Source organism: Flavobacterium luteolum (assembly GCF_027111275.1).
GTDB classification, from domain to species: domain Bacteria; phylum Bacteroidota; class Bacteroidia; order Flavobacteriales; family Flavobacteriaceae; genus Flavobacterium; species Flavobacterium luteolum.
The window spans coordinates 729,102-753,128 of sequence record NZ_CP114286.1 but is presented as its reverse complement, the minus strand read 5'-3'; the positions used below and the strand labels follow the sequence as shown (position 1 = coordinate 753,128).

13 protein-coding genes and 1 riboswitch are annotated in these 24,027 nt (G+C 35.1%); of the genes, 11 read left to right on the top strand and 2 right to left on the bottom strand.

Going from position 1 to position 24,027, the window contains the following annotated elements:
• Positions 1-5: 5 nt before the first annotated feature.
• The 8 genes from OZP10_RS02890 to OZP10_RS02855 all read left to right on the top strand — a co-directional run bounded on the left by OZP10_RS02890 (position 6) and on the right by OZP10_RS02855 (position 13,195).
• The gene (locus OZP10_RS02890; RefSeq protein ID WP_281633435.1) at positions 6-2,507 is read left to right on the top strand and encodes a beta-N-acetylhexosaminidase; all 2,502 of its coding nucleotides are present in this window, start codon (positions 6-8) and stop codon (positions 2,505-2,507) included.
• A gap of 4 nt (positions 2,508-2,511) precedes the next feature.
• Positions 2,512-3,816, top strand: coding sequence for a serine hydrolase domain-containing protein (locus OZP10_RS02885; RefSeq protein ID WP_281633434.1), 1,305 nt, complete (start codon positions 2,512-2,514; stop codon positions 3,814-3,816).
• Between the two features lie 436 nt (positions 3,817-4,252).
• Positions 4,253-6,115, top strand: a complete 1,863-nt coding sequence (locus OZP10_RS02880; RefSeq protein ID WP_281633433.1) for a TonB-dependent receptor plug domain-containing protein — start codon at positions 4,253-4,255, stop codon at positions 6,113-6,115.
• 250 nt (positions 6,116-6,365) lie between these two features.
• Positions 6,366-6,632, top strand: coding sequence for a hypothetical protein (locus OZP10_RS02875; protein ID WP_281633432.1), 267 nt, complete (start codon positions 6,366-6,368; stop codon positions 6,630-6,632).
• Positions 6,633-6,854: 222 nt separating this feature from the next.
• Entirely contained in the window at positions 6,855-9,527 is a 2,673-nt protein-coding gene (locus OZP10_RS02870) for a PAS domain-containing sensor histidine kinase (protein WP_281633431.1), read from the top strand.
• Between the two features lie 9 nt (positions 9,528-9,536).
• Complete coding sequence (locus tag OZP10_RS02865; RefSeq protein WP_281633430.1) at positions 9,537-9,992, top strand: response regulator; 456 nt, start codon at positions 9,537-9,539, stop codon at positions 9,990-9,992.
• A 215-nt stretch (positions 9,993-10,207) separates the two neighbouring features.
• A riboswitch (SAM riboswitch) is annotated at positions 10,208-10,308 on the top strand.
• Positions 10,309-10,558: 250 nt separating this feature from the next.
• Positions 10,559-11,548, top strand: coding sequence for a TlpA disulfide reductase family protein (locus OZP10_RS02860; protein ID WP_281633429.1), 990 nt, complete (start codon positions 10,559-10,561; stop codon positions 11,546-11,548).
• Between the two features lie 174 nt (positions 11,549-11,722).
• The gene (locus OZP10_RS02855) at positions 11,723-13,195 is read left to right on the top strand and encodes an aminotransferase class V-fold PLP-dependent enzyme (protein WP_281633428.1); all 1,473 of its coding nucleotides are present in this window, start codon (positions 11,723-11,725) and stop codon (positions 13,193-13,195) included.
• 74 nt (positions 13,196-13,269) lie between these two features.
• Here OZP10_RS02855 and OZP10_RS02850 read toward each other — a convergent pair whose 3' ends face one another.
• Together OZP10_RS02850 and OZP10_RS02845 are read right to left on the bottom strand one after the other, a co-directional pair.
• The gene (locus tag OZP10_RS02850) at positions 13,270-14,397 is read right to left on the bottom strand and encodes a glycoside hydrolase family 88/105 protein (protein WP_281633427.1); all 1,128 of its coding nucleotides are present in this window, start codon (positions 14,395-14,397) and stop codon (positions 13,270-13,272) included.
• Between the two features lie 16 nt (positions 14,398-14,413).
• Positions 14,414-17,200 (bottom strand): glycosyl hydrolase, encoded by a 2,787-nt coding sequence (locus OZP10_RS02845; protein ID WP_281633426.1) that lies wholly within the window; start codon positions 17,198-17,200, stop codon positions 14,414-14,416.
• 440 nt (positions 17,201-17,640) lie between these two features.
• On the opposite strand from OZP10_RS02845, the gene OZP10_RS02840 reads away from it, so the two are divergent.
• The 3 genes from OZP10_RS02840 (at position 17,641) to OZP10_RS02830 (ending at position 24,011) form a co-directional block, all read left to right on the top strand.
• On the top strand, positions 17,641-20,784 hold the full coding sequence (locus OZP10_RS02840) for a SusC/RagA family TonB-linked outer membrane protein (protein ID WP_281633425.1): 3,144 nt from the start codon (positions 17,641-17,643) through the stop codon (positions 20,782-20,784).
• Between the two features lie 6 nt (positions 20,785-20,790).
• The gene (locus OZP10_RS02835) at positions 20,791-22,326 is read left to right on the top strand and encodes a RagB/SusD family nutrient uptake outer membrane protein (RefSeq protein WP_281633424.1); all 1,536 of its coding nucleotides are present in this window, start codon (positions 20,791-20,793) and stop codon (positions 22,324-22,326) included.
• 152 nt (positions 22,327-22,478) lie between these two features.
• Positions 22,479-24,011: a sialate O-acetylesterase gene (locus OZP10_RS02830; RefSeq protein ID WP_281633423.1), complete on the top strand. Its 1,533-nt coding sequence runs from the start codon at positions 22,479-22,481 to the stop codon at positions 24,009-24,011.
• Positions 24,012-24,027 lie beyond the last annotated feature (16 nt).

The following is a 24,027-nucleotide window of genomic DNA, read 5'->3' as shown; positions in this document are numbered from 1 at the left end:
AAGAAATGAGAAAAAGTATTCTTCTATTAGCCCTATTTCTAAGTTCACTTAGTATTGTACAAGCCCAAAAACTAGACATAATTCCAAAACCTGTATCGGTTCAGCAAAGTGCGGGACAGTTTGTTTTTCCTTCATCATTAAAAATTGTTGTAGACAAAAAACTAAAAAACAGCGCCGATTATATTTCAACAAGTATTTCAAAAAATACCGAAATTAAACCAATTGTTTCGATTGGAAAAAAACACGGAAAAAATAATATTTCATTTCTGGTTGACAAGAAATTGGATCTTCCGAACGAAGGATATCAATTGGAAATAAATGAAAAAGGGATTTTCGTAAAAGGAAAAACAGATAAAGGCGTATTAAACGGATTTCAGACTTTATTGCAAATTTGCTCTGCAAAACAAGTCAAAAAAGGCGCTCTTCCATTTGTGAAAATAGAAGATTATCCACGCTTTGATTGGCGCGGAATGATGTTGGATTGTTCGCGACAATTCTTCGACAAACAAACCGTAAAAAATTATATTGACTGGTTGGCTGCTCATAAAATGAATGTTTTTCACTGGCATTTAACTGACGATAACGGCTGGAGAATCGAAATCAAATCATTGCCAGATTTAACTTTAAAAGGTGCTTGGAGAGGTCCAGGCGAAGTTTTGCTTCCTTCTTATGGTTCAGGAGATAAACGTTACGGAGGGTTTTACACGCAAGAAGACATTAAAGAAGTCGTGGCTTATGCAGCAGATCGTGGCATTTCTGTAATGCCAGAAATTGAAATTCCGGGGCATTCGCGTGCGGTAACGGCTTCGTATCCAGAAGTGGGTTGCGCGATAACGCAGGAACTTAAAAGTGTTCAAGGAGAAGTGAAAAATGTTTGGTGTGTAGGACGTGAAGAAAATTATGATCTTCTGGATTCAATCATTAGAGAAGTATCTGGATTATTTCCTTTTGAATATATTCATGTTGCGGGAGACGAAGTCAATCGTGCCAATTGGGAACATTGCCCAAAATGTCAAGCTTTAATGGCAAAAGAAGGATTTACGGATAGTTTTCAGCTTCAGAATTATTTCTTTAAAAGAGTTCAGAAAATTGTAGACAAATACCATAAAAAAACAGACGGCTGGAATGAAATTCTGAAAGGCGGAGAAATCAATCCAAATACACTAATTTCTGCTTGGCAGGGAATTAGTTACGGAATTGAATCGGCAAAAAAAGGATATAAAACCATCATGATGCCAGGGCAATTTACATATTACGATATGGCACAATCTGAAACAGAACGTGGCCATCGTTGGGCAGCAATCACAGATACCAAAAGAGCCTATTCGTTTGAACCAATTCCAGATACCGATTTAACTCCAGAAGAACAGAAAAATATCATTGGCGTTCAAGGTGCTTTGTGGAGTGAATATTTAGATCGTCCTGCAAGAATTATGGAATATCAAAGTTATCCGAGAATCAGCGCACTGTCTGAAATTGGATGGTCTAAAAAAGAAGATAAAAACTGGGATGATTTTTATGGAAGATTAACCAATAGCCATTTAAAAAGATTGGCTGAAATGGGAATTGCTTTTAGGGATTTTCCTCCAACAGCGATTTATAAAAACGGAACAATTACCGTAACGCCACCTTATGAAGGTGCCGTTGTACGATTTGATAAAGATGGAAATGAGCCAACAAGACAATCGCCTTTGTATACAGGGCCAATTCAAACGAAGGATTACGAACGCTATATGTCCAGAGTATTTTTTAATGAATATTCGGCAAGTCCTGCAGTGAAAGCTGAAAAATTGCCTGTAGCCAATTGGAATACTTCAAAAGCAGAAGTTTTGACTATTTCTGAAAATATATCAGATCATGTAGATAAAAAAGGCATTTGGTATTTAAGTTTTAATCCGACAGATGATGGAGCAAATGGAACAATCAAAAATGTTTCGCTTTTTGAAAATGATAAATTAGTGCAGACTTATGCAGACGAAAAAGCACTAAAATCAAAACCTCGATTGAGATTTTTAATTGATAATTACAAAGAAAAAAACACTTACAGATTAGATTTTACAGTCGAAAATAAAGAAGAGAAAAAATCTGCAGCAAATGTAAAATTCATCTGTTCGCCTTATCAGGAACCAGAAGTAAAAGTAACTTCTTCGATGGCAGAAAATCCGAAGTTTCCAATTTCGAATCTGCAAGATTATAATGAAGAATCGTACTTGCGTACCGATGTGGCCTGCAAAGATGGCGACTGGATTTTGTATACCTTTACTAATCCTGTAACCTCTTCTAAAATAGATGTTTTAACTGGAATTCCGCATCACCCAAGATTTATCATTAACAATGGTTTTGTGGAGTTTTCATACAATGGAACTGATTTCATAAAAGGTGCTGATTTTGATTACGGAAACGCATCCATTTATCCGAAACAGCCTGTAAAAGCCGTTAGAATACAAATTACAGGAACCAATAATGATCCTTTGATGGCAAGTCAGGACTTAAAAATTAATCCATAGTACTATGAAAAATATTGGCATTAAAATTATAATGGTTTACTTGATTTTCTTGGGAGTAAAAGGCTATTCGCAGAAAAAGGCAAAGCAATCTTTTGATGTAAAAAGTAATGAAGTTTACATTGATTCGATGATGACAAATGCGCTGGAAAAAGGCTTTTTTCCAGGAGCGCAAATTATCGTGGGTATAGGAGATTCTAATCTGATATCTAAAAATTATGGTTATCATGATTATACGAAAAAGCAATTAATAAAATCAGATGACGTTTTTGATTTGGCTTCAATGTCTAAAGTTTTAGGGGCCACACTTGTAACAATGCGTTTGGTTGGAGATGGAAAAATTAAATTGACAGATCAAGTGGGCGAAATTGTTCCGATGTACAAAAATACAGCGATTTCCGATTTAACGCTTTTTGAATTGTTAACACATACTTCTGGATTAACGCCAAGTATCACTTTTTATCAAGCACTGCTTTCTACACCAGATAATTCGCCTTTTTTGAGCAATCAAAAATCAGAGCAATATGTTGAGCCTTTTGATAATATGTTTGTAAATAAAAACATCATTTACGATTCAAAATATTTGGTTTTTGAGCCAAAAGAAAATTGGGTTCAGATTTATAAAAACATGTGGCTCAATCCAGAATTTTATCCGTCGGTTTATGAAAGGATTGCCAAAGCAAATACAAATCCGAGAGGAAAATATTTGTATAGTGATTTAAATTTGCTTTTGGTGAAGCAAATGATTGAAACTAAAACAGGAAAAAAACTCGATCAGTTTACCAATGAAATTTATACTGAGTTAGGCATTTCAAAAATTGGATATAATCCGCTAAAATGGACTTCAATAGATAATGTGATGCCAACTGAAGTGGATAATTTCTTTAGAAAAGATACTGTAAAAGGTTATGTGCACGATGAGGCAGCGGCCATTTTTGGAGGTGTTTCTGGAAATGCAGGTTTATTTGCCAACGCAGAATCGATTGCCGTGATCTGCAAAATGCTCATGAACAACGGAAATTACAAAGGAAAACAGATTCTAAAAGCCAATGTCGTAAAAGAGTTTACGGATTCGCCGCTTGCCAAAGAAGGAATTTATCGCGGTTTAGGTTTTGATAAAAGAAAACCAGACGAGTTTTTTACAAAAGACGATTTTGGACATACAGGTTTTACAGGAACTTTTTTCTTTATGAATAGAAGCACAAACCGATTTGTAATCATTTTGACGAATCGAGTTAATCCAACAAGAACAAACAGATTAATGTACAAGGATGATTTTAGTGCTAAAATCTGGAGGCAAATTAATAAATAGTATTAGCCACAGATTAAAAGGATTAAAATGATTTCTTGTTTCACGCAGATTTTGCAGATTTAAGCAGATCAACACAGATTATAAAATTCAAATAAATCTGCAAAATCTGAGTGAAAAAAAACTAAGCGCAACCAAATAAAAAAATCCTTTTTAATCCTTTTATCCCGATAGCTATCGGGAGTAGCAAAAAAAAACAAACGTGATGAAAAAAATTAATCATAATCAGATTAAGAAATAAGAAACAGCTAGAAATAAGTTGTACAGGTATTAAAAAAAATGCGCGCTAAATATTTGATTTATAAGTAATATCTCTCACTTTTGCTTAGATTTTAGCAAAATAGAACATAATATCATCCGGTCTAGTTGTAATTATAAAACTGGTATACTTTATTGGTACGGTAAGAAGCTACTTTTGCCAAAAAAATAGTAAACCAAAATGAAAAAAATCTATTTTGCTGCCTTTGCAGTAATTTGTACCAATTTTTACGCACAGACAAAGAAAGATTCCATCAACCAAATGGATGAAGTTATTATTAATGAAGGCCGTTTTAATACACCAATTTCTAAACAAAATAGAAATGTATATGTTATTTCGAGCGAAACCATTAAAAAACTGCCAGGAAGAACCTTGCAAGAAGTATTGCAATATGCCAACGGAGTAGATATCAGACAAAGAGGACCTTTTGGAACTCAAGCCGACATTAGTGTTGACGGAGGAAGTTTTGAACAAACTGTTGTTTTATTAAATGGAGCAAAAGTAATCGATTCTCAAACTGCTCATAATATGCTAAATCTGCCTCTTCCGGTCGAGGCAATTGAAAGAATTGAAGTTGTTCGCGGACCAGCAGCGAGAATTTACGGAATTAACAGTTTAACAGGAGCAATTAATATTATTACCAAAAAACCAACCGATTCTGGTTTTATGGTAAGCACTTATGCAGGATCTAATTTTGAAAAAGACACTCAAGATACAGGAGATACTTTTTACGGAACAGGAGTTCAGGCGGGAGCTGTTTTAGGTAAAGAGAAACAGCAGCATTTACTTTTTGCTTCGCATGATAAAAGCAACGGTTATCGTTACAACACAGCATTCGAAAACAACAAAATTTTCTATCAGGGAAATGTTCAGATCAATGATAAAAATGAAATTCAGGGTTCTGCAGGATATATCAAAAACGGATTTGGAGCAAACGGATTTTATGCTGCGCCGGGAGATAAAAACTCAACGGAAATTGTTCAGACTACATTTGCTAATCTTCAGTCTAATCATCAAATTACTGACAGTTGGAAAATTATGCCGAGAATAACATATCGTTACAATTATGATGATTACCGTTATTTAGGAAACTCTAATTTAGCTGTTGGAAGAAGTCAGCATTATACCAATTCTATTGCTGGAGAATTGAACTCTACAGTAAAATTGTCTAAAGGAGAAATTGGTTTTGGAGCTGAATTTAGAAACGAAAATATCCACTCTTCAAACATTGGTGATCACGATCGCGAAAATGTGGGACTTTATGCAGAATATAGAAGAAGTTTTACTGAAAAATTGGATGTAAATATCGGAACATATTTAAATTACAATTCAGATTATAAATGGCAGATTTATCCAGGAATTGATGCTAGTTATGCGATTACTGATGCATTCAAAATTATTGGAAATGTCGGAACAAGCCAAAGAATTCCGTCGTTTACAGATTTGTATTTGAAACAGACAGGAAATGTTGGAAACCCAGATTTGGATTCAGAAAATGCTTTTCAAAGCGAAATTGGATTCAAGTACAACAAAAGAGCTTTAAGCTTGAATGCCAATTATTTCTATAGAAAAATTGACAATTATATCGACTGGATGCGTAATCTTACCACACAGCCTTGGCAGAGCCAAAACACTGGAGATTTAAACACAAACGGAATCAATTTACGCGGAACTTACAGATTCGATTTCTCTAAAGATTCTAGATTAAATATTCTTTTGGCTTACACCTATTTAGATTCTGAATTCAAAAGTGCGCGTACAGAAACATATTCAAAATATGCAATTTCGTCATTAAAACATCAAATTACCAACACTATAGATTATCAGTTTAAAAATCTATCGGTTATGTTTGCAACTCGTTTTAACGAAAGAATTACAGGACCATCTTATTGGGTAAATGACTTTAGAGTAAGTCAGTCAATTAATAAATTTACAATCTTTTTAGACGGACAAAATATATTCAATGCAACTTATTACGAAGTAGGGGCAGTACCGTTGCCATCACGCTGGTTTACTTTAGGAGTAAAACTGGTTACTTTTTAGAAGTAAATTTTTTAAAAAATCAGATTATTTTAAAAAGCCTGTAAATCTTGTTTTTACAGGCTTTTTTAGTTTCAATACAATTCTAAAAACTGAATTAAAACGCATTAGAAAATTTATTTAACAATACAGAATCATGTAAAATTTTCGTTAAATGATATAATAGGTTGTGATTTAATTTGTTGAATTTTACTAACTTACGAATGAAATAATAATCGGGCTTTCAATCTTTGAGGGTGTAAAATTGTAGAAAATGGAAACAAGAAATGAACAAAACGATTTATTCCAAGATGGTATTGATCGTACTCAGGAATCAAACTGGGATCCCATTTTAGGATACCATATGTATTTTCCGAATGACGAAAATAAAGTAGAATATGTAAATGAAAGTGACAATCCTATTCAGCACACCAATACAGGAGATTGGGGAGATGATAGCGATTATGAAGAACTGAGACATAAAGACAATTCCAATATGAATATTCGTACTTTTGGAAATGAAGAAACAAAAACAGATTAATTTTAAAAAGAGCGGAAAAATACTCCGCTCTTTTGCATATTAGACAGTAACTGATGTTATTCTTGTGAAACCGAAAAAAAGCCAAATTTTAAACGATTTGGCTTTTTTTATTTTTTAAACAGGCAATCGTGTTTTTATTTATATTTGAGAAAGAATTTAACAAATTTACGTTTCATTAGTAGCAAAAAACAGCATTAGAAATTATTTTCATCAAATATCTTAATGGAGCTAATACATAATCTAGACCTTTTTCAAACTGTTTTTAATTCTGCGCCAAATGGTATTGCAGTCTTGAAACCTTTGTATGGTAAAAAGGGTAAAGCTGGAGACTTTACGATATTATTATGTAATGCCTATTTAGTAAACTGGATCGGAAATTCGGATTATAAAAATAAAAGATACAGTGAAGTTTTTTCTAATGTCAACGGAACAGACGTTCTTGAAAAGTTTATTGAAACTTTAGAAACCAGTATTCCAGCTAATTTTGAACAATGGTTTGGTACTGAAACCAAAAAACAATGGTTCCGTTTTACTGCCGTAGCTCAAGATCAATTGTTGGTGGTAACGATGGAAGACATCACCGAAAAAAAACAGGCAGAAACTGCATTGAATGAAGCATTGATTGATGCAGAAAAACAAAAAAGACTTTACAATTCTATAATAAACAGCACTCCCGATTTGGTTTATGTATTTGATCTTGATTACAAGTTCATTTATACAAACAAAGCTTTATTAACCATGTGGGGCAAAACAGAACAAGATTCTATTGGCCGCGGATTAAGAGAAAATGGTTACGAAGACTGGCATGCCGAAATGCATGAAAGCGAAATTGATGCTGTTGTGGCCAATAAAAAGCCAATTAGAGGAACAGTTTCTTTTCCGCATGCCGAATTAGGGAGAAGAATTTACGACTATATTTTTGTTCCCGTTTTTAACGAAAAAGGAGAAGTAGAATGTGTTGCTGGAACAACAAGAGATATAACCGAAAGTAAGCTGGCTGAAGAGAAACTGCAGCAAAATGAAAGCCGTTTCCGTAAAATGATTCATCAGACTCCAGCTCCGACTTTAGTACTTCGAGGAGGTGATCTTGTTATTGAACAGATAAACAGACACATGCTTCAAATGATAGGCCGAGGAGAAGAAATTATTGGTATGCGTCTGATAGATGTATTGCCAGAACTTGAAGGACAATATGTTTGGGAACAAGTTTTAAGGGTTTATAACGAAGGAATTCCGTTTGATCAAAGCGAAGTTCTAGTGCCTCACAATCGGACAGGAGAAATGAAGAACTACTATTATAATCTGGCTTATCGACCTTTAATAGAAGAAGGAGAGATAACTGGAATGATACAAGTAGCAGTAGAAGTTACCGAGCAAGTGGTGGCACGCCAGAAGATGGAGGAAAGCGAAAATCGTTTCGGAGCCTTAATCAACGCTTCGTCTGACTTAGTTTATCGTATGGATGCCGATTGGATGATCATGCATAATCTGGAAGGAGATGGAGAATTGTCTAGTCCAGGAAAAAAAGGCATCAATTGGTTGGATAAGTTTGTTCATCCTAGTGATCTGGAGCAGGCCGTACATCTTATTTCCAAATCGATAGTGGAGAAAAGTATTTTCGAAATGGAACACAGAATTATAAATGAAGATGATACTGTGAAATGGGTGTTTTCTAGAGTGGTTCCGATATTGAACGATAAAGAAAAAATTGTAGAATGGTTTGGTGCCTCAAGCGATATAACTTCGCAGAAAGAACTTCAAAATGTAATTGCAGAAAGCGAAGAAAAATTCAGGCAGCTTGCAGATCTGGTTCCGCAGATTATCTGGACATCGAATCCTGAAGGATTTATAGATTATTATAACAGCCGCTGGTACGAATATACCGGTTTCAATGAACATGAATTTGGAGATTCGAGCTGGATGCCCGTACTTCATCCAGATGATGTATCAATGGTTTCAAAAAATTGGTATCAAAGTGTTCATGCAGGAACCTCGTATCAGATTGAGTTTCGTTTAAAAAATATTAATACGGGAGAATACCGTTGGTTTTTGAGTAAAGCGCTTCCAATAAGAGATAAAGAAGGCGTAATAACCAATTGGTTTGGCACTTGCACCGATATTCATGAGCAAAAATCGATTACCGAAAAATTGGAGATTTTGGTGGCAGAGCGTACCAAAGAATTACAGCGTTCTAACGACGATTTACAGCAATTTGCACATGTTGCATCTCACGATTTAAAAGAGCCTGTTAGAAAAATCAAAACATTTTTAAGCCGTCTTGAAGATCATCTTAGCGAACAGTTAGACGAATCATCTTCAAAATATATTGAACGAATTCATGTTGCGGCAGACCGTATGTTCACTATGATTGACGGTGTGTTGGCCTACTCTAAAATCAATGCCGATTTGCAAAAAGCAACGGTTGTCGATTTAAATGAAGTGATTAAAAATATAGAAAGCGACCTTGAAATCGCGCTTCAAAAAACAGGAGGTAAAATTTATTATGAAGAACTCCCAGTGGTTGAAGGAGCTTCTGTATTGCTTTATCAATTGTTTTATAATCTGATTAACAATTCTATTAAATTTGCTAGAGAAGAAGTGTCGCCCCAAATCACTATTAAGGCAAATGAACAAATTGAAGACGGAAGAAGAGCAGCGGTAATTACGGTAGAAGATAACGGAATTGGATTTGAAGACAATCAAACCGGACGTATTTTTGAAACTTTTACCCGCTTAAATTCCAAAGATCGTTACGAAGGAACAGGCTTAGGTTTGTCTCTCTGTAAAAAAATTGCCGAACGACATGGAGGAAGTATTACTGCGACAGGAATTGCTGATAAAGGAGCAGTTTTTAGCATAACACTGCCATTTGAACAAAAAGAAAAAGACATTTAATTAAAACCTATGGGGAAAAAGATAATTTTATTGGCAGATGATGATCAGGATGATGCAGAAATGTTTTGTGAAGCGCTGGCAGATATAGATAAAAGTATTATTTGTCATTGTGCCGAAAATGGAAGCGAAGCACTAAAATTACTCGAAAAACAAGAAGAAATTCCAGGGATTGTCTTTCTGGATTTGAATATGCCTATAATGAATGGGTGGGAATGTTTGAAAAGGCTGAAATTGAATGAGAATTATAAAGGAATTCCAGTCGTTATGATTTCTACTTCTTCACATAAAAACGATTTAGAAGCGGCAGCAAATCTTGGTGCTGTATGCTATTTTGTGAAACCAACTGATTTTAAGGATCTAAAAAAGGTTCTTGGATCGATTACTTCAAACCTTGATAAGGGATTAAAAAAATCACTTTTCGATCTAGAAAAAAATAAATTTCTCCATGTGTTTACTGCTGAATAAGTAAAATACTTTGCTTTTCCATGCAAAAAAAGTATGAATTTCTTTTATAAAAAGGAGTTTGTAAATAAAAATAAATTTATTTTAATCTATTGATTTTTATAATGTTGTGTTTTTGTGAATGCTATTTTTTTTAATAAAAAAATAAAAAACACAAATTAAACTTGACTAATTCGGTAGAATTAATATATATTTGTATCAGAAAAATTATAAAATGATACTTATCCAGAAAGACTGAGGGAATAGGCCCATTGACGTCTTAGCAACCTGTTGCCGAACAAGGTGCTAAATCCTTCCGCTTTATGCGGGCAGATAAGAAAAGATTTCATCCTTAAATCTGTTTAAGTTCATCAACGTTAAATCTTTATTTTTTTTAAATGAAAGCAGAAACAATTTTGTACGCAGGTTATGAGCTTTTGAATTCCATTTTCGAAGAAAACAGCTTTGCCTTTTTCTAGCGAGAATAGATTAGTTCTACCAAATTTCCTTCTTTAAATAATTAAAATCCGCTAATGTCCTTTGGCATTGGCCTGAAATTCTTTTGTCTAATCTTAAAAACTAAAAATAAAATGAAAAAAATACTATTAGGTTTTGCTTTGTTTCTTGGAGCCGTTCAAACTCAGGCGCAGGAAAGTAATTTACAATTAAAAGGAACTGTTGTCGATACAGTGGCACAATATGTTTACTTGCAGAAGTTTCACAATAAAATGTTTACTAAGATAGATTCGGCAAAGGTAAAAGATGGAAATTTTAGTTTTAAAACAAAAGTAAAAACACCAGAATTATACGGTTTAAGCGTCAATACAGAAAGCTCGCCTTTATATGTTTTCCTTGAAAAAGATCCAATTTCGGTAAAACTGAGTCCAAAGAAATATTATACCGCTTCTGTAGTTGAAGGTTCGGCTTCTCAAGATTTATTCGAAACCTACAAAAAGGGCAAAGATGTAGAAATCAGCAAATTCATAACAGAAAATCCAAAATCTATTGTTTCTGCTTATGTATTGTACAGAAACTGGTCTTATAGATTAACGCCAGAGCAGATTACACAAAATATTGCTCTGCTGGATAAAAGTCTTCAGAATACTACTTACGTGAAAGAATTAAAAGAGTTGGCTATTGTTTTAGACGGATTAGCAGTAGGTAAAAAAGCCCCTGATTTTACAGCCAATGATCCTGACGGAAAGCCAGTTCGCCTTTATGATAATTTAAAAGGGTACACTTTGGTCGATTTTTGGGCTTCTTGGTGCGGTCCATGCCGAAGAGAAAATCCGAATATTGTGGCTGCTTACAAAGAATTTCATGATAAAGGATTCAACATCGTAGGGATTTCTCTAGATAAAAAGAAAGAAAACTGGATTAAAGGAATCAAGGATGATAATTTAACCTGGACACATGTTTCTGACTTACTTTTCTGGAACAGTGCCGTTGCCAAATTATATGGAGTTAGAGCTATTCCGGGGAATTATTTAGTAGATTCTAAAGGAATAATCGTTGCCAAAAACCTGCACGGAGAAGAATTGCAAGCTACGCTAAAAAGACTTTTAGAGAATAAAATTTAATAAAGAAATACGCAATCTTGTCATTCCGAGGAACGAGGAATCACACTAGAGAATCCATATAGAAAGTCGTCAATCTTTGTCGAGTTACATGTGTGATTTCTCCTCCTTCGAAATGACAAAAAGAAGAATAAAACACTTGCAAATACAATTTAGTTAATTAAAATGATATAGGATATGAATGCTATTGAGCCAACAACAAAACCAACAGAACCTGAGTGTTACTTCTCTAAGTTTAGAGAAAATACAGTAGGAATTGACCATACTTTCGAATCGGTTTACGGAGAACAAAATTTAGTTTATGCAGACTGGGTTGCCAGCGGAAGATTATACCATCCAATCGAAGATATAATGCTCAATAAAATTGGTCCAATGATTGCCAATACGCATTCACTTTCAAGTCAGACAGGAAAAACCTCTACTTATGCCTATCAGCATGCAAGAGATATTATTAAAAAATCGGTTAATGCAAATGAATCTGATGTTTTAGTAACTACAGGAAGCGGTATGACGGCAGCTTTATCGAAACTGCAGCGTATTATGGCGCTTCGAACAAAATCTGAAGAAGACAGACCTGTCGTTTTCATCACACATATGGAGCATCATTCTAATCAGGTTTCGTGGTATGAAACCAATGCCGAAGTTGTGATTTTGCCACCTGATGAGAATAATTTGGTTGACCCAAAAGTTCTTGCTGCAACAATTAAAAAATATGCAGACAGAAGTTTGAAAATTGGTTCGTTTACAGCTTGTTCGAATGTTACCGGAATTATTACGCCTTATCATGAATTGGCCAAAATCATGCATCAAAACGGCGGACTTTGTTTTGTAGATTTTGCAGCTTCGGCGCCGTATGTTAAAATTGATATGCATCCAAAAGATCCAGACGAACAATTGGACGCAATTTTCTTTTCGCCACATAAATTTTTAGGCGGACCAGGAACCTGCGGTATTTTGGTTTTTAATGAAAAATTATACCAATCTGATTTTCCAGATAATCCAGGCGGAGGAAATGTAAAATGGACTAATCCGTTAGGGAAATATTGTTACAGTGATGTGATAGAAGTGAGAGAAGATGGTGGAACTCCAGGTTTTCTGCAAGTTATTAGAACGGCGTTGGCTTTAGAATTAAAAGAGCAAATGGGTGTGGAGAAAATTAGGGAAAGAGAGAAAGAACTGCTTGATCTTTGTTTTTCAAGACTTCAAAAAGTACAAGGATTATCTATTTTGGGAGATTTAACCACAGAGCGAATTGGCTGTGTTTCATTTGTAATTGAAGATATTCATTACAATTTAATCGTTAGGCTTTTAAATGACCGTTTCGGAATTCAGGTACGTGGAGGCTGGTCGTGTGCAAGTACTTATGCACATTATTTGTTTAATATCAATGAAAAGAAATCGGCAAAAATTACAAATGAATTATTGCAACGAAATCAGACCAATAAGCCAGGTTGGGTTCGTTTATCACTGCATCCAATTACAACCAATGAAGAGCTTTTTTATATCTGCGATGCGATTGAAAAAGTAGCTGTAAATTATAAGAAATGGAAAAAAGATTATGAATATAATCCAGTTTCGAATGAATTTGAGAATCCGGAAATTAAAGATACCATCGCAAGAGAAGTAAATGAATGGTTTAAGTTAGTTTAAGTATAGTTAGTTAAGTATTAAACCCGACAGGTTTTATCTCCAAGTTTCTGGACTGTCGGGTTTTTAAAACTATTTTAATTCTTCATTTTATAAATTTCAGAACCAGCAAGCAGAAAACATCCTAAACCATAATCTTCAAAATCGGGTATTTTATCGTAAGAAAGCGGTTGTCCGTCTTTAGGTTCTTTTCCTGTTGACTGCAGATAACCTAAAAAACCATTTTCGTGAAGACTTTCTGTTGTTATTGCTTTCCAAGCTTTTTCAATTACAGGTAAATACGTTTCTTTTTTTAGAATTCCGTTATTTACGCCGTATGCCATTCCATATACAAATAGTGCAGTTCCAGAAGTTTCTTTTCCTCCAAAATTGGTCGAATCATGAAGACTGACATTCCAAAAACCATCAGCTCTCTGAATCGGCACCAGCGCTGTCGCCATTGCTTTTAAATCTTTTACATATTGTTCTCTGTGAGGCGCATTTTCTGGAATTATAGCCAGTACTTTTGCCAAAGCGGCAATTACCCAACCATTTCCGCGGCTCCAATAACAATTTTTACCATTCGGTTCTTTATACGGAGGATCAAAATCGGCATCACGCCACCATAAACCTTCTTTCGCGTTGTAAAGTCCGTTGTCTCCATGTTTATTTCTTGAATACATATACATATCATACATTTTCTCAAAATAGCGATTATCTTTTTCTAAAACACCCAATTTCGCAAAAACCGGCATTCCCATTTGTATAGCATCGATCCACGACCAATCATTGATTTGAGGGGTGTTGAGCAGCATATTGATATTTATTTTTGTATTTTTTAGTTTTTTCGATTCAGGCTCCAAATTATACAAATCAATATACGTTTGCGCGGCGCAGTAATTGTCGGCATTTCGAGTTGTGTTGCCACTGTTGAATCCCCATTTGTGAAATTCAGCCCAAGCGTAAGCATAATCACAATATGTATCTTTTGGAAAAATCTCATGAAGCGCCATTAAACCTTCATAATAAACAGCGCGAGTCCAGATATTGCTTGATCTTTCCTTATTGGTTATAATCGTTTTTCCAGTGTCTGGCCATTTCTGCATAAAATAATCATTGGCAAGAATCATCTGCTTTAGAATTTGCTTCTTATCCGTTAAATCTTGTGCGGACAGACTTTTTATAGAAAAAATAGAAAGTGCGGAGAGTAATAGTAATTTCTTCATTTTTTATTTTTGGCTGTTAGTTTTGTTCTTTCAGAGGAGTTAGCGTTACAGGGCCTAAAAGTCCTGATAGCATCGGATTCCATTTTGTGGCATCAAATTTTTTATAATCTTTATCCACCATATTTATTTCGTAGAAAATTTTCCATTCTTTACCTTTCAGCTCCATATCTCTAATTCTATTGGCAGGAAGATTGGTCACTTGAATTTTCAAGGTGTTCTTCCCTGATTTTAGATTTTTAATCTGCAGTTTATATGGAATTGACCAAAGTGTGCCGACAAATTCATTGTTGATCCAAATTTTTGCGCTTTCGCGAACGTCCCCCAGATTTAAACTCCAGTTTTGTACTGTAGGGTTGGGATTTTCAAACTGAAGCGTATAAGTTGCAGAGCCAGAAAAAGCTTCAGCATCTGGATTTAATTTTGTCCACGATTCTAAATTAGAAACAACAGTACTTTGAGGTAATTTTGGTCCGCCTTTATCAAAAGTAATTTTCCAATCTCCTTGCAATGGAAATGTTTTAGAATCAGATTCATAGTAAAGCCATTTTTTTTGAGATGCGATTTTTTCTGTCTTTAAAAAGAAAGATTGGCCAGGCTCAATTTTTAGTTTTACAAATGTATTGTGGTCTTTTTTATGGACAATGGCATTTCCGTATTCCTTAGTTAACGGATCTAAAATAAGGACTTCCTTATCTGCAATCTCAATCGGAATAAAATCATCTATTGTTTCTTTGGTATGATTGACGATATAATATATTTTTTCTCCGTCAATATCTCTTCTAATGAATTTTAATCCAGTATTTACAAGACTTTCGGGTTTAATATTTTTGTTTTCTAAAGCTTTGAAAATGTCTTCAGACGAAACTAGAGATTGATTGTCTAATAGTATTTTTTTGAGCTTTTGTTCTCGATTTTTGTAATCATATAATCCAGGAACAGACTCTGGTAAACCTTCAAATATAACGCTTGCGCCTGCTTTTTTCAATTCAATTAATTTTTGAAGTGTTTCTAATGGCATTTTTTTACATACTGGAACAATCAAGGATTTATAACTTCCGCCTGATAAAATGATGTTTCCATTTACCACTTTAGCTTGAGCTATAAAATTGTCCGAAATAAAATCGGTACTGTATCCTTTTTTGATCAGGTTTTTTGTGGTGTCATAAAAAGAAGTTCCGTGAAGCCATTCTGATAGCGAATGAATTTTGAATTGGAAAAATAAAGTTCCATTTTGGTATTTGTCCCAGGCATCAAAAATCGGCCAGTACAATAAAATTTCGTTATCTGCTTTTCCTTGTTGTAAAAGAGATTGGCAATTTGAAATATAAGAGAAAAGAGCAGGTGCATCTTCCCAAATTGTATTATTCGAATTAAAATTTACCGATGCATAAAATTGCCATCCTGGCCAAACGGCGCGGTCTGGAGAATAAGTCGATCCATGCAGAAAAATATGATTGACACCATTTATCATTAAATCTTCAGCTTCAGGTTTGCATTGTGATAATGCCGTTTTAAAATGTTCTCTCAGCCAAGTAAACGTTTCTGAGGATACTAGGTTTTTACCAGAAATATGAGCTGCAGACGAAGAGAATTTCAGCATAACAGGATCAGCATCTCCTTCGCGAATGTCCTCTTTATCACGTCTCAAACCCGGAATATCAAACGGCATAGAGCCAAATGTTTCGCATTCTGGAATATCTGCAGAAGCATACAAATCGATTAAATTTCCTGGAGAGCCATGTGCCTGAAGTTTTGTTTTGAAGTTTTTAGAATGTGCCCAGTTAGTCCAAGATTTATCAAATTTATTAAGCAGCAAATCAGAAATAGTCTGACGATAATCGCTTCTGACTCTGTTACCTTCTTCATTGTCGGTTTCATTCAATAAAACAGAAAGTTCTTTCTTTAAATCGTAACCACGCAAGTTTTTAAACTCATCAAAAAAGTTGGGAGTAAAATCGGTTCCGTAGACCTCAAAACTGTCATTAAAAATAGCTCTTATTTTTCCCTCTCTACCTTTGAAAGCATCATTAAACGGAGCAACATAAGCTTTTAAAGCTTCTGTGGAATAGTGATCTAGCGTATATCCGTTTCCGCCGGGAGCCGCTCTTTTTACCTGCTGTCCTGTTTTTCCGCTAAATATGGCGTAGATGGTATAATCTGTTTTTTTTGCTTTCCAGTTTAGTAGATTGGGTTGTAGATTACTGGGTAATTTAATACTTGAACCTTCAAGACCTTTATCGTTTACATTTGTCTTTTTGTTTTTAAGATCATTTGTCAAATCAACAATAGATCCGTCACTTCCGTAGGCTACCACATACAATAATTCTGCTGGATTTTTCCCTTTGGTATTGACTATAATGTTGCGATTGAATGTTTCATTTTTTTTAACCTGATATTTTTCGACTATAAGTTTAGTTGCAGCATGATTCAATGTTACGTGCGATCCTCCATAAGGCCATCCAGTTCCTAAAACCATATCGACCTGCATTTTTAAACTATCTGAAACGCGAATGGTGTAATCTAACATGTCCAGCCATTTTGGAGATAAATAATCGATAAAGTTATTTTCTTCTCCTTTTACGCCATAGATTGGTGTGATTTCAACTCCGCCAATTCCAGCGTGATGAAAATCAATAAGGCTTCTTTTTAAGTTAGGTTTATCTACTGCACTTCCCATCCACCACCAACGCGCCCAAGGCTGATTCAGGTTGGTAGAGTTTGGCCATGGGGATTTATTTTTTTCTTGCGAATTAGCCTGAAAAAAAGAGAAAAGCAATAGTGTTATTAAGCAGAATCTTTTCATTATTTATGCCGTATTTGACTTTTGTAAAAATAGTTTCTTTCCTACTTTTTAGGTTTAAAAAATACGATAGATTGTCTTGGTATTAAAGTAAAAGTAGAGGGAGCGATTTTAAAAGCTATCCTGTAGCATCCTGTTTTTATTTAAAAATGGCTTAAAATTAAATGTGTAAAATTTACACTTATTTGTTGTATAATTAATATTTTTTTATGTAATTAAATATTAATACTTCAAAAATAATTTAATAAAATTTTTGATACTGTAATTTTTGATTTCGCAACGAATTAAAGCTTGTAAATCAGGTAGTTGTGCGTATTTTCTGTTAATCAAAACTTAAAATAAAATATAAGATATTGAAAGTTAACAGGATACTACAGGATACTGTGGAAAAGGCTTCTAGATAAATTTGAGTTAGACTAATTAACTAACCAAAACTAAATTTTATGAAAAACAAGCTTAATCTTTTGCTGACTATAGCCTTATTGGTACTGTTGTACTCATCGGGCTATGCGCAAGAAAAAACGGTTACAGGAACCGTTACCGATGCAGCTAAATTATCAATTCCGGGAGCCAACGTAATTGTGAAAGGAACAAGTCGATCAACGAGCACAGACATGGATGGAAAGTTTAGCATTGCTGCTGCACCTGGAGAAACTTTACTTTTTTCGTTTATTGGATTTGTAAAACAAGAAGTGAAAATTGGCGCTGCTACAAATTATACGATTTCTCTTGAAGCAGAAAGTGCCAACTTAAATGAAGTTGTTGTCATCGGTTATGGTACTCAAAAGAAAAAGCTCACAACGGGAGCTATTTCTGGAATCAAAACAGAGAATTTTACAGAGCGTCCAATTTCAAGAATTGACCAAGGTTTAATTGGTCAGGTAGCTGGGGTTCGTGTAAAACAGACTACGGGTTTGCCAGGACAGCCTTTTAGCATAGAAATTCGTGGAGCCGGATCGATTACAGCAGGAAACGAGCCATTGTACGTTATTGATGGATTTCCGATTTATACAGAAGGATCAAATAGCAACGGAGCTTTCTCTAACGGAAGTCCGCTAGATAATATGAATCCTAACGATGTGGCTTCTATCGAGGTTTTAAAAGATGCGTCGGCCGCTGCAATTTATGGTTCGCGTGCATCAAATGGGGTGGTTATTATTACAACAAAAAAGGGTAAAAAAGGAAAACCGCAATTTACTTTTAATACCTATGGCGGTGTAAATAAAGAAGCAAATAGAGTAGATATGCTTTCTGCTCAAGGATGGATTGACAGAGCAAAAGTGATGATTGATTCGCAATGGGTAGGGTCTGGAATTGCAGGAGCTTCTGCAAGTCAAACAACGGCAGAAAGAATTGCAACTTACAATGCTGTAAATCCTACTGCTCCATTAATACCGAGCAACTCAAGATATTATACATATTTGCATGATGACAGATGGGATATGCCTGGACATCCTGGTCTGGACTATATTGACTGGCAGGATAAAGTGTTTCGTACAGGAGAATTCAGCAATTATCAGCTAACTGCTTCTGGAGCTACAGATGCTGTAAACTACTATGTTTCTGCCAACTATCAAAAAAATACGGGATATATTGTTGGAACAGATTATTCTCTTTTTTCTGCAAGAGCAAATATTGATATTAAATTATCAGAAAATTTCAAAATGGGAATCAACTTAGCGCCTTCTTATTCTATAAAAAATGATCCAGGTGTTGAAGGGAAAGATAATACACTTTTTAAAGCGCTTACTGCAACTCCAGTTTTTGAAAGCACAGAAAATGCTAAGGGTGAAAAGTATACAACGCGATATATGTGGGGAAGCAGCACGACAAATATGTTGAATGCTTTGGCAAGAACAGGAAGAAATTCGATGTATCGAAATTTAATTTCTGCATATGCTAGTTATCAATTTGCTAAAAGTTTTAATTTAAAAAGTACGATCAACTTTGATAACTCAGATAACGTTAACGAAAGTTATACGCCAAATGATGTAATTGCTAGTATTAGAGGAGCTTATAATACATATAGAAGACAAAATCTAGTTAACGAAAATACTTTGACATACGACAGAACTTTCGGAAGCCACAGTGTAAATGTTCTTTTGGGACAATCTTTCAACTCGTACGATATCACAAGATCTACAATGTCTTCTGGAGCACTTTACAATAGTTCAACAATTGAGACATTGCCTGCAGGATCTATTGGTTCTACTAATGCAGAAAAAAATACTTTGCTTTCATTTTTCTCTCGTATTCAGTACAATTTCAAAGAAAAATATATCATAGCAGGAAGTATTAGACGTGATGGCTCTTCTAAGTTTGGTGCAGACAGAAGATGGGGAACTTTCTCTTCTCTTTCGCTTGGATGGAGAATAAAGCAGGAAGCATTTTTGCAAGATGTAGATTGGCTGACTGAATTGAAATTAAGAGCAAGCACAGGTGTTAACGGAAGCAATAACATCGGAAGTTATGCACAATATGCCACTCTTGGAACTTTCAATTATTCTATTGGTGGAGCAGCTGCAGCTGGACAAGGGGCATCTTCTATTCCGAATCCAAGCTTGCATTGGGAGGAATCAAAAAGTGTTGACTTCGGATTGGATTTTGGTTTTATCAAAAACAGACTTTCTGGGACATTCGAATTGTATAGAAAAACAAACAATGAATTACTGTTAAGAGTTCCAATTCCTAGTGATTCTGGTTTTCCAACATATCAAACCAATATTGGAGAAGTGCAAAATCAAGGATGGGAATTTGAGTTGAATTCATTAAACGTAAAAACGGGCAATTTTGAGTGGAGAACTTCCGCAAATATAAGCCATAACGAAAATAAAGTTCTGGCTTTAGGTCCAGATCAAAGTAAAATTGAAATTAGCAATTCATTTGACGGAGGTGTGCCATTTATCAAATTAGAAGTGGGTAAACCAATGTACACGATTTTCGGATTGAAACAAAATGGAGTTGTAACTCAAGCGGATATCGATGCTGGCGGAACTACAATTGGAGGAAACAAACTGGTTCTTGGAGATCCGAGATATGTAGATCAGAACGGAGATAAAAAAATCAACTCTGAAGACCGTGTTGATTTAGGAAATCCAACTCCAAAATATACTTGGGGAATTACAAATACCTTCAAATACAAAGATTTAGATTTAAGTGTTTTGGTTCAAGGACAAAATGGCGGAACAGTTTACGGATTAACAGGACGTGCTATTGACCGTACAGGAATGGGGTCTGTAGAAAATTCTCTAAGTGTTGACCCAGCAGTAAGAGGAAATTGGAGAACTTCTTTTGGATATCAAGCAAACTCAGACTGGTTGTATAAATCTGATTATGTGAGTGTGAGAAGTATTTCTATAGGATATAATTTAAGACAAGCCTTAAAAGGAATTTCTAGAATCAATAACGCAAGATTGTATGTAACAGGCGAAAACTGGTTCTACTGGAACAAGTACAGAGTTGGTTTCAATCCTGAAGCAGTAAATACTTCAGCAAGTTCAAATAGTGATTTCGCAGTGCCTGTAGATTATGGTGGGGCACCTTTAGCAAAATCATTGGTTATCGGACTAAACGTTAATTTTAATTAAAACAAAATGAAAAAATATATCTTCATAGCAGCAGGTGCTTTACTATTATTTGCACAATCATCTTGTACAGATCAACTGGATCAGCTGCCTTTGTCACAAGGTACAATCGAGAATTTTTATGCAACGCCAGGCGATTTTGTTCAGGCAAGAAATGCAACCTATTCAGTAGCTTTTCACGGACTTTCGGCATACGGTTACGCAAACAGGGTCTTGAATTTGAGTGAAACGCGTTCCGACAATTTGATGGCAACAACTCAAGCGTCACGTGATTGGGAAGGAATTAACAGCTTTTATACTTCTATAAGTTCTAACACTTATGTAAAAGAAGCTTATATGGGCAATTACAATGCCATTTATAAAGCCAATCAGTTACTAGAAAAAATTGCAGAAAAAGGAGATGAAATCTTTACCTCTCCAGCTGATAAAGCATCAATGGCAGCTGAAGCACGATTTTTAAGAGCATTTTGTTATTTCGATTTGTTAAGATGGTTCGGGCGTGTGCCTTTAATCGATAAAACAGTAACCGCTACAGAAGCATCACAAATACCTAGAACTGAAGTGACAAAAGTATACGATTTGATCATTTCAGATTTACAGCTTGCAATTCCAGATTTGAGTCCATCTTATGATGCTGCCAACTTTGGACGTGTTACCAAATATGGAGCAAAAGCATTACTAGGTTTGGTATACATGACACGCTCAAGTCCGACGTACGGAATCGACGGTGCAATGCTTGGTTTAAATGAATGGGATAAAGCTTATAAAGAATTAAATGATATTAAATTGAGCGGTCTGTATACTTTTAGTACAGAATATGATCCAATTTTTAAATTAGAAGGACTTGCCAACAAAGAGAATGTATTGACAATTCCGTACACACAAAATATTTCGACTCCAGTAGGAGGTAACTTTATGGTAGAAGTGGGTTATGAGCCCTATTTTGCATCTGTAAATTTATCGGCACAAGGAGCTCTAGAAGCAAGACCAATTTCAAAAGGTTTGATGGATATGTTTGCAGCAACAGATAAACGTAAAATATTCGGTATTGCAACAAGTTATACTGTAGCATCTGGAACGTACAAAGGAAGTTATACACAACCGGTCTTTAAAAAATACATTGATCCTACAAGATACGGGAACGGCCGTGAAGACTGGGGAGTAGATTTTATGGTAACTCGTTACACAGATGTTTTGATGTTAATGGCAGAATGTACGCTTCATGGCGGCGGCGGAACTCAGGCAGAAGTTGACGATATTGTAAATAAAGTAAGAACAAGAGCAGGAGTTGCGGCAAATGCTTCAAATATTACTTTAGACCAATTGTTTGACGAAAGAAGAAAAGAATTCTTCTCAGAAGGAACAAGATGGTTTGATTTAATCAGATCTGGAAAAGCCGTAACTATAATGAATGCCTGGAGACTTGCTGAAGATACGGAGAATAAAATCAGAACGATTGACAATAACTCATTGCTATATCCAATTCCATTGCAAGAGCTTTTGGCTGTTCCTGGACTTTACGATCAGAATCTTGGTTACGATTAATAATAAGCTTTAGAATAATGTTTTTGTTTTTGAAATTAAGCTGTCTATTCAGGCAGCTTTTTTTTCATTTTTTAGACTTATAATGAAAAGTTGCAAATGATGTAGATCGTTCAATTATTTTTAAATTTAAATGTAACTTAAAATCAATGCCAATGACTGGGTTAAAAAAACTTTTATTATTCTCCTTTGTTTTACTTGCAAAATTTTCGGCAGCGGCGCAAATAAAACTTCCTTCTTTGGTTGCCGACAATATGGTTTTGCAGCAGCAAGCAAAAGTCAATTTGTGGGGATGGGCTGCTCCAAACGAAAAAATCAGCATTAAAATGGGCTGGTCTGATCTTCCTGTTGATGTTGTGGCCGATGCCGACGGAAATTGGAAAACAACAGTTTCAACGCCCAATGGAAGTCAGAAAACATACGAGATTACACTTAATGCTTCTAATACAATCACTTTAAAAAATGTACTAATTGGAGAAGTTTGGTTGTGTTCGGGACAATCTAATATGTTTTTTCCTGTGGGAAGGGAAGAAGGGACTTGGAAAACCGGAGTTAAGAATTATGAAGAAGAAGTAAAAAATGCTGCATTTCCAGATATTCGTCTTTTTACCGTGGCGCTAAATGCTTCTCAAAAACCTTTAGAAGATGTTGTTGGAAGCTGGAAAGTATGCAATGCTGAAAATAGTAAAACTTTCTCGGCTGTAGCCTATTTTTTCGGAAGAGATTTATATCAAAAATTAAATGTGCCAATCGGATTAATTTCTACTTCTTGGGGCGGTACAAAGGCAGAAGCTTGGACGGCTCAAAATATTTTAGAAGAAGAAACGGCCTTTTTGCCAATACTTCAGGAAGATGCCAAAAATGAAAAAATCTATCAGGAAAAACTCGAATCATACTATTTGGCTTTAACCAATGAACGAATTTCTGCCGCAAATGTGTCAAAAACACCATTAAAAAGGCCAAAAAAAGAACCCAATAAAACGTCTTATGTTTTGTATAACGCGATGCTGCATCCGTTGGTAAACTTTACCATTAAAGGCGCGATTTGGTATCAAGGCGAAAGCAATTCGGGAAAAGCCTATTTGTACAGAACTTTATTTCCTGCAATGGTAAAAAGCTGGAGAGACGAGTGGAAGCAAGGCGATTTTCCTTTCTATTACGTTCAGATTACCCCTCATAAAGGACAAAATGCAGCCATTAGAGAAGCACAATTAATGTCGCTAAAAGTAATTCCAAATAGCGGAATGGTAGTTACCACCGATGTTGGCGACGCGCAAAACATTCATCCAATAGACAAACAAACTGTTGGCTACAGATTGGCTTTAATTGCGCGTGCAAAAACCTATGGCGAAAACAAATTGGTTTATTCTGGACCAATTTATAATCACATGAAAATAAAAAAACAGAAAGCACAATTGTTTTTTGATTACGCAGAATCGGGACTAAAAAAGACGGGTGATGTTTTAAAAGAATTTGAAATCGCAGGAGAAGATCAAATCTTTTATCCAGCTGATGCTAAAATTGATGGAAAAACAATAATCGTTTCTGCTGCAAAAGTAAAAGAACCGGTAGCAGTGCGTTTTGCATGGAAAGCCGTTCCAGAACCCAATTTATTCAATAATGACAATCTGCCAGCTTCTCCTTTTAGAACAGACGATTGGGTAGAAGTTGAGAAAATTAAGAATTAAGAATAAGTAATCTGCT